2 protein-coding genes are annotated in these 9,865 nt (G+C 35.3%); both read left to right on the top strand.

Annotation, left to right across the window (positions count from 1 at the left end; translation table 11 throughout):
- A partial coding sequence (locus ACKI4K_RS04405) for a hypothetical protein (protein ID WP_407422673.1) occupies positions 1-4,325 on the top strand: 4,325 nt, incomplete at its 5' end.
- Between the two features lie 1,052 nt (positions 4,326-5,377).
- Positions 5,378-9,865: right-handed parallel beta-helix repeat-containing protein (locus ACKI4K_RS04400; protein WP_407422671.1), on the top strand; the 4,488-nt coding region annotated here is incomplete at its 3' end.

The following is a 9,865-nucleotide window of genomic DNA, read 5'->3' as shown; positions in this document are numbered from 1 at the left end:
ATGTTGTTGTTACTGATGTGTTGCCTGCAGGATTGATTTACATTAAAGATGATTCCAACGGCAAATACAAGAATAATGTTTGGACTATAGGTACTTTGGAAAGCAGGGCTTTCACAACTTTGGAAATTACTACCGAGGTTGTCATATCTAATGCTAATATTACAAATGTTGCTGTTGTGACTTCAGATACACATGACCCTAATGAAACCAATAATGAGGACAATGACACTATTGAAGTTCCTCCTATGGCTGATGTGGAAGTTACCAAGGTTGTTTCTATTCCAGAAGCATTTTACGGTGATGAGATTACTTGGACTATTACTGTTGTTAATCATGGTCCTGATGATGCGGTTAATGTGGTTGTTAATGATAATTTACCTGCTGGTTTGATTTATGTTTCCGATGATGGTAATGGGGCATATGATAGTAAAACCGGTTTGTGGAAGGTTGGTGATTTGCACAGCGGCAGAGGATTGGTTTTAAATATTGTAGCTAAAGTAAGTGTATCCAATACTAGCATTACAAATGTTGCTGTTGTGACTTCAGACACTTATGATCCAAATGAAACCAACAATAAGGATAATGACACTGTCGAAGTTAATCCTATTGTGGATTTAGTGATTAAGAAGTCTGTTGACAATCATAATCCTAAAATTGGAGACATTATCGTCTGGACTGTTACTGTAACCAATAATGGGCCTGACACTGCTGTAAATGCTGTAATGAGGGATGTTATTCCTGCTGGTTTGATTTTCGTTGATAGTGATGGAAATTATGCTGATAATGTTTGGACTATTGGTGATTTGGCTAACGGAAGCAGTGCAACATTAAGAATCAGGACTCAAGTTAATGTTACTGATGCTGTCATTACTAATGTTGCTAATGTGACTTCCGATACTCCTGACTCTGATTTGACTAACAACAATGACAGTGCGACCATTGATGTTGGCCATGAAGCTGATTTGTCTATTCAAAAGATTGTATCCAATCCTACTCCTAATAAAGGAGACATTATCACCTGGACTATTTTTGTGATTAATAATGGTCCTGACAGGGCAGTCGATGTTGTTGTAACTGATGTGTTGCCTGCAGGATTGATTTACATTAAAGACGATTCCAACGGCAAATACAAGAATAATGTTTGGACTATAGGTACTTTAGAAAGCAGGACTTTCACAACTTTGGAAATTACTACTGAAGTTGCCATATCCAATGCTAACATTACAAATGTTGCTGTTGTGACTTCAGACACTTATGATCCTGATAAAACCAATAATGAGGACAATGACACTATTGAAGTTCCTCCTATGGCTGATGTAGAGATTGCAAAAGTTGCTTCAGTTTCACAAGCATATTACGGCGATGAGGTTAATTGGACTATTGTTGTATTCAATAAAGGTCCAGACACTGCCGTAAATGTAATTGTTGAGGATGTTTTGCCTGCCGGTTTGGTTTATGTATCTGATGATGGCGAAGGTGCATATGATAGCAAAACTGGTATATGGAAGGTTGGCAATCTATCAGCTAAAGAATGGGCTGCTTTAAATATCGTGTCCAAAGTTGTAGCATATAACACTAACGTTACAAATATTGCTAATGTGACATCCGACACTTACGATCCTGACAAAACCAACAACGAAGACAATGATACAGTCGAAACCAAGCCGTTGACTGATTTGTCAGTTGTTAAAACAAGTGATAAGGATGAGTATTTCGTTGGAGATATTGCAATTTGGACCGTAACTGTTTATAATGCTGCCAATGGTACTGATGCTACTAAGGTTTATATAGATGACTTTTTCCCAAGTGATTTCTTCGAAATTATCTCCTGGACTGTTAGCGAAGGTACTTTTAAACGATGGATTGGAAATGAATATATGTGGGAAATTGACTCTATGGGCAATGGTACTGATGCTACTTTAACCATTGTTTCTCGTGCTAAAGCTCCTAGAGGAGAAATCTATAACTTTGTACAAACATTCTGTAAAGAGGATGAATGGAATTATGAAAATAACCTCGATGATAAATCCGTTGATGTTGTTGAGATTCCTAATCCGGTCAAGACAGTTGATAATGCCGAGCCTTATTATCATGAGGAAATTCTGTATAATTTAACTATTATTAATGTCGGCACTACTGTTTATACTAACAATCTGACAGTAGTTGACAGTTTGCCGGCAGGATTGGAGTTTGTTGGCGTCGATGGCGTAACCGGTGCTGAAGTTGTAAGCTTTGATGAAAGCACACTCACTTGGGTTTTAACCAATATTGATTCAAAAGCTCCTGCTGTCATTACCGTTAGAGCTAAAGTCAATGAAGTTGGTAGTTTGACTAATAATTTGACTGTTGTTGGTCCTGACGGCACAACAAAAACTGTTAACTGTACAATAAATGTTCCATTTGCAGATTTGGAAGTTGTCAAGTTTGTTTCCAATGGCACTGTCCATAAAGGCGATGCTGTTGTTTGGATTATTGCTGTTACCAATAACGGCCCTAATTTGGCTGAAAACGTATATGTTATTGATATCCTGCCAAGAGGTTTGATCTTCGTAGGTGCTGATGGGGATTATAATCCTGCAACCGGTATTTGGGCTGTTGGTGATTTGGATAATGGAGAGTCCAAATATTTAGTAATTACAACTATTGCTAATATTACTAATGCAAATGTTACTAATGTTGCTGTTGTTAATTCAACTACTCATGATCCTGATTTAACCAACAATAAGGCGAATAATACTACAAGCATTCCTCCTGAAGCTGATATTGGTGTTGTTAAGCAAGTAGATGCTCGTGAATCTGTTAAAGATCAGATTGTTGAATGGACTATTACAATGTCCAATAAAGGTCCTGACAGCGCTGAAAATGTTCTTGTTAAAGATAATTTGCCTGATACATTGATTTTCATTAGTGCTGATGGTGATTATGATCCTGCAACCGGTATTTGGACCATTGATTATTTGGCAAGTGGTGAAGTACGTGTTTTACATATCATAACTAAAGTGAACACTACCAATGAAGTCATTGTCAATAATGTTTCTGTTACTAGCGGTACTTACGATCCGGATATGGAAAACAATAAGGCTAACAATACCACTAAGGTCGGTCCTTTGGCTGATTTGGAAATCGTGAAAATCGTATCCAATTCAAATCCTCATAAGGGCGATGTCATTACCTGGACTATTGCTGTAATGAACATCGGTCCTGATATGGCTGAAGATGTGACTGTTAGTGATAAGTTGCCTGCCGGTTTGATTTTTGTTGGCTCTGATGGGGATTATGACCCTGCAACAGGTATTTGGACTGTTGGAACTTTAAACAACGGAGAATTTAAATTTTTAGTGATTACAACCATTGTTAATATTACTAATGCTAATGTTACCAATGTGGCTGTTGTCAATTCCACTACTCCGGATTCAAATGAAACCAACAACAGGGATAATGACACTGCGGAAATTGAGCCGGAAGCCGATATTGTAGTTATTAAATATGTTTCCGATCAGAATCCTGTTGAAGGAGATATTATTACCTGGACTGTTGTTGTAACCAATAACGGTCCGGATATGGCTGAAGACGTTTCAGTTGCAGAAAACTTGCCTGCCGGATTAAAATTAATCTCTGCCAGAGGTTCTAAAGGCGCATATGAAAATGGAATCTGGACTGTTGGAGATTTAAACAATGATGATGTGGAGGTTTTGGTTTTAACTACTCAAGTTACCGCTTCAAGCGGCGTTATTGAAAACATTGTTGTTGCAACCAGTTCCACATACGATCCAAATGAGACCAACAATAGGGATAATGAAAGTGTAACTCCTGAACCTTCAAAACCAAGTGCTGATTTGGAAATTGTCAAAAAGGCAAATGTTGAAAAGGTTAAAGTCGGTGACAAGATTGTCTGGACCATTACTGTGATTAATCATGGTCCTGGCGTTGCCAAAAACGTTCGTGTAGCTGATGTTGCTATGGGTGATATTGAGTATATTTCATCTGGCGCTTCTAAAGGCTTGTTTGATCCTGTATCCGGTATTTGGATTATTGGTGATATGGAAAACGGTGAGAGTGCTGTTTTAACACTTGAATTTAAGGCGTTGTCTGCAGGTACTGTTATCAATGCTGCTGTAGTTGTCAGTGACACTCCTGACCCTAATGAGGATAACAATAAGGATAAATCTGTTGTCATTGTTGAACCTGTTAGTCCTGCTCCTGCAGCTGCGAAATCTCCGGTTTCAGAGGCTCCTGCCACTATGCATGCCACCGGTAACCCTATTGTAATGGTTCTTTTGGCATTGCTTGCAGTTGTTGGTGTAACATTAAGAAGAAAAGATTAGATTTGGGAAATATAATTATTTTCCCATATTTTTTATTTTTTATGGATTTTTACTGTACGTTTGCTTGCAGAAACCAATCATTATTTTAATTAATTTTGTCCAATAGATTATTTTAATAACTGTTCTTTTGATATAATTATACCATATATATAAAAGAAACCTGGCCGTAAGCGTTAATCTATATGTCACAACCAATTTTAGCAATGGCGATTATGTATACTAAACTTTACTCAATTTTTTAAAATTTATCTTAATTCTCCGCTATTTTTTTTAATCATTTTTATTAATTTCCAAATATTCTTTACCAATGTCCATAATATACTTTATATTTTTAAAAAAAATTATGTAAATTCCAAATAGCAAGATTTATATTCATTTAACTGAATAAATAATCATACATATGTTTGGATTGTAGAAAATATGATTAGGACATGTGTGTTAATGAAAATTTTGTACAAAATAGTATTAAGAATATTTTGAAAAATTTAATGAAAGTAATAAAATTTTTCTATTTGTTTAGAAAAATCTCAAGGCTTTTGACCAACAGTCTTAATCATGTTAAGTCATGATTCAGTTCTAGTGCAGATCTAGCAAAAACTGCATCATTATTCGGCTTGGATAAATTGCTAGGTTTAAGGTGAATAATGATTAAAAAGGTTTTAATAACCTAATGATAATTAAATAGCTATTCTCGTATCGAAAAATCCTTTTTGGTATGTAGTTGATGAAAATCTTGTCAGTTATCTTAAATCGATTTGGTTTATGCATGGCTGATAATAGTTATTTTTTTTACAGATACTTTTTTTTTTATTCTATTGTAAATTTTTACAGCACTTTTTATACTGATATTTTCTACTTGAACATTACTTATATATATGTTAAAAACAAACTATTTTATAGATACAACTGTATCCTTTCATTGATTTTTACGTATATTTTATTACTATTGAAGCAAAATGTTCATTAAATTAAAATTTAAAAATTGAATAAATTTTATGAGGAACATTATGCGATTAAAGAGAAGTTTATTTTTCACTTTAATACTATTTTTTATGATTTTTTCAGTTTCGTTTGTAAATGCAAGTGACACTTCAACAAACGATGTAGACACAAATGAAAGCATGATATTATCTACTGTTCCTGAAGAGAACATACTTGCCGAAAATACGGAAATTATTTCAAATGAGGATTCATCATCTATAGGCCAGACTGATGAATCCCAAAATACAGGGGAAACGGAAAAAAGCGATCAAGCTCAGATCTTGAGTGCGAATAATGATGAATATTTGGCTGATGAACTTGAAATTTTAGCAGCTGTCGATGATGGTTGCTTAGATGATGAAACTCAGATTTTAGCAGCTGTCGATGACGGATATTTTGCTAATGAAAATCAGATTTTAAGTGGTCCCAACGATGAATATTTAGGCCCCGGTAAAACTGTTGGGGATATAATTACTGCAATGCAAACAGTTTCTAATAGGGGTGGAGGTACTGTATACCTTCAGGGAAATTCATTCTCTGGTTCTTATGCCGGTGGTCGAAATCTTAGAATTAGTAATGTTAATGTAGTTGGTGGAAGTGAGTCCAATCCTAATTTAAGAGCTAAATTCACTGATGCCGGTTACAATTTTATTTTTCAAAATGCTAACTTTAATAATGTAAACTTTAAAAATATTGATGTTAACGGTCAGTTCATGTGGTTTCAAGAGGGAGGTTCATATACAAATTCTCATATAACCCAATGTACTTCTGTTAATCAGTTTATCTGCTGTGTTGGTCATAACCATATTCCTTTCCACCTTATTAATGTTAATTTTACTTATTGTAATCAGACTTATTCAGACGTTGATGGAAAACCAAGTGATGGTAATGGCCAATTTGGTGCAATGATGGGCTGTGAAATTAGGGATTGTAATTTTATTAATACAACATCCGGACATCATGGTGGTGCTTTATGTGTTTCCGATAGATCCGACTGGGGTCCTGGAGTAATAAGTAATGGAGTTATTACTACCACTATAACAAATACCAATTTCATTAATATTACCTCCGCATGGTTTGCGATATATCTCCATTCATCTTTTAAGGATTATGAATATTTAACATTGCCTTCTCCAGAAATAGTCGAAAATTGTAAATTCATTAATTGTGTGGCTACTGAAGACTATGGTGCATGTATTGGTATCAGTCAGGATGGTACAATTGTTAAAAATTGTGAATTCATTAATAATACTGGTGGACAGGGTACCGCTATAATGGTTGGTGGAATTAGTAAAGATAAGAATACCATTGATGATATTTCATTTGCAGGTAACAATATTGAAGGAAATAATGTTACTATTCAAGATTGTTATTTCGAAAATAACTTGGCTTATGAACATGATTGTCATTTTCCTCCATACAGTAAAGGAGCTTCCGGAAACGGTGGTGCCATATTTGTTAAAGGTGATAATACAACCATTATAGGCTGTAATTTTACTAAAAATACTGCTGAATATGGTAATGGTGCCGCAGTTTATATTGAGGGTTCCGGAACTAATGTTACTAATTCAAGATTCTATTATCATGAAAGTGACGATGGTGCTGTTTATATAAAAGGGAACAATACAACAATTAGAGGTTCTACTTTTGATTATAATTATGCATATGATAGCGCCGCTAGTGTTTATATAGAAGGGAACGATACAGCAATTGCAGATTCTATCTTTGAGCATAACGAAGCATTTTATCATGGGGCTGCTGTTTATATTGAAGGTTCCAGAACTAAGATTTCTGGTTCTAATTTTACAGATAATGATGCTCTTTTTGGTGCAGCCGTTTATGTAAAAGGTTTGGAAACAAAAATTTCCGATTCCAATTTTACAGATAATGAGGCAGTTCAGGGTGCCGGTGTTTATATTGAAGGTAATAAAACTGTAATTTCTGATTCCAATTTTATAGTTAATAAAGCTACTAGTGATGGTGCTGGCGCTTATATTCATGGGGATAATACTGTATTTTATGATAGTGGCTTCGCCAATAATACTGCTAGGAATGGTGGAGGTATTTATGTTAGAGGTCGAAATACTATAGTCAACGGATCTGATTTTAAAGGGAATAATGTAACCTATCAGGGCGGTGCGGTATACGTCGATGGAAGTAACACTGATTTCAACAACAATAACTTTACTAACAATGAAGCTGTACCTCATGATTCAAGTGAATATTCTGGTCTTGGAGGGGCCGTTTTTGTAATAGGTAACAATACACTTACTACCAACAATGATTTTGAACACAACAAGGCCCGTAACGGATCTGCATTATATTCTACTGGAAACAATTTAACAGTTATTAATGACATATATAGAGAAAATCAGGCATGGAGTTATGTTTTACTGACTGTTGCCGAACCTGATATAAGTCTTTATAATACTTCAGATATAGAAATCGAGGTTGTTCACTATGGTGGGGACAACATGCTTAATGCTATTCACAATAATGCATCTCACGACCAAATCAGATTGAAGAATGTAACCTATGTAAACAGTTATGGCAAAGAGCTACATACACTTGAAAATGAATTCGAATATCCTGTAGATGGTGTTGAGATGAGTGAGGCAGGTACAAAACTGTATCAGGATGACCGTGAATACCACCAGCTTCTTCATATTAATGTGACAGACGAAGAAGGTAACTTAATATATAATACTACTAATATTACAACAAACCTTTATGGTGATATTTATGTCACATTGCCTAAATCCAAATTAGGGGTAGGCAGATACACAGTCAGCGCCTTGCACCCTGACGACTGGAACTACAAGGAAATTAGAAATTACACAACTTTTGAAATTTTCGACCATGTTGATTTGGAGATTACAAAGACAAGCGATAAGGGGGAATACTTTGATGATGACATTGCCATATGGACAATTACTGTTAAAAGCGCCGCTAATGGTACCAATGCAACCAATGTCATTGTAGATGACATATTGCCTTCTGACTTTGAGTTTATAAATTGTACTACTGATAACGGTACCTATAATAGTCACACCGGTATATGGACTATTGGATTCATGGGCAATGGTACTGAAGCTACTTTGGTGATTTATGCTCTTGTAGAAAGTGACATAGAAAGATTGGATCATATTGTTCATATAGACTGTGAGGAAAAAAATGTGGACATGTCTATCGATAGGGTTGTTAGTCCTGAAAAAGATAGGTATGATGAAGGAGATTTAGCTACTTGGACTATTACCGTGACCAATAATGGTGATTATACAATTCATGATGTTGTTTTAATTCATTCATTCCCATTTGAATTTGAGCTAGAGCCACATACAGTTCCTGATGCTTCACAGGGTACCTATGATGATCGTAATCATACATGGATTATTGGAGACATGGTTTCCGGTCAAGTTTCCACTATAGAAATCATTTCCCGTGCAACAATTAATGTTACACATATTACCAATTTAATGGAGCTTGACTATAGGGAAAAACACTTGAATTTAACTGTCAATAAAAGCAGTGACAAAGAGGAATATCATGATGGTGAAGAAGCAACCATTACCATTACAGTTCATAACGGTGAAGGTTGTGAAGCTACAAATGTAGTTTTAAATGATATTCTACAGCATGAATTCGAGTATAAGAGTCATGAAGGTTCCGGTTATGATCCAGATACTAATGTTTGGACTGTTGGAAATATGGGTCTAAATTCTGATGCTCAATTAGTAATTAAAACTACTGCCACAAGACTTTATGGTGATGTTACAAATGTTGCTGTAGTCACTTGCAATGAAGCTGAATGGGATGAAACAAATAATGTAGCTGAAAGGACAGTTAGAGTTGTTCCTCTTCCTGAACCTAAGAAAACAGTTAGCAATATAACTCCTAATTATTATGATGAGGTTGAATATAATTTGACTATTAATAATACAGGAAATTTCCCTTATGAAAAGAATTTGACAGTTATCGATAGCTTACCTGATGGATTGGAGTATATTGGCCTTGTGAATTTAATCGGTGCCAAACCTCTTGGTTTTAAACAAGAAGGTAATAAACTCATTTGGAATATAACCAGTATTAATCCGGGTGTTCCTGCCATAATTACTATTAAGGTAAGGGTAGTTGGTCTCGGTGATCTAATTACAAACAAGACCTTCATTGATAATGTAACTGGCAGAAATGATATTGCCTATATTGGTAATTTGACTAACAATTTAACTCTCATTGGCCCTAATGGTACTGAGAGGACTGTTAGCCGTACTGTATATCCTGTTCCTATTACTGATTTGTCTGTAGATATTGTCAGTGATAAGGATGAGTATTTCGTTGATGATGTTGCTACATGGACTATTACTGTTCATAATGCTGGTAATGGTACTAATGCTACTTATGTCAATTTGACTGATCTCTTCGATGATGATTTCCATGATAATTTTGTGATTATTGGTTGGACTACTGGTAATGGTACTTATGATAATGCTACTGGTACTTGGACCATCGGTAACATGACTAATGGTACTGATGCTGTTTTGGAAATCAAATCTCTTGCT

Origin of the sequence: Methanobrevibacter sp. (genome assembly GCF_045644645.1) — an archaeon.
Classification (GTDB): Archaea; Methanobacteriota; Methanobacteria; order Methanobacteriales; family Methanobacteriaceae; genus Methanocatella.
This window is presented reverse-complemented; position numbering and strand designations above follow the sequence as displayed.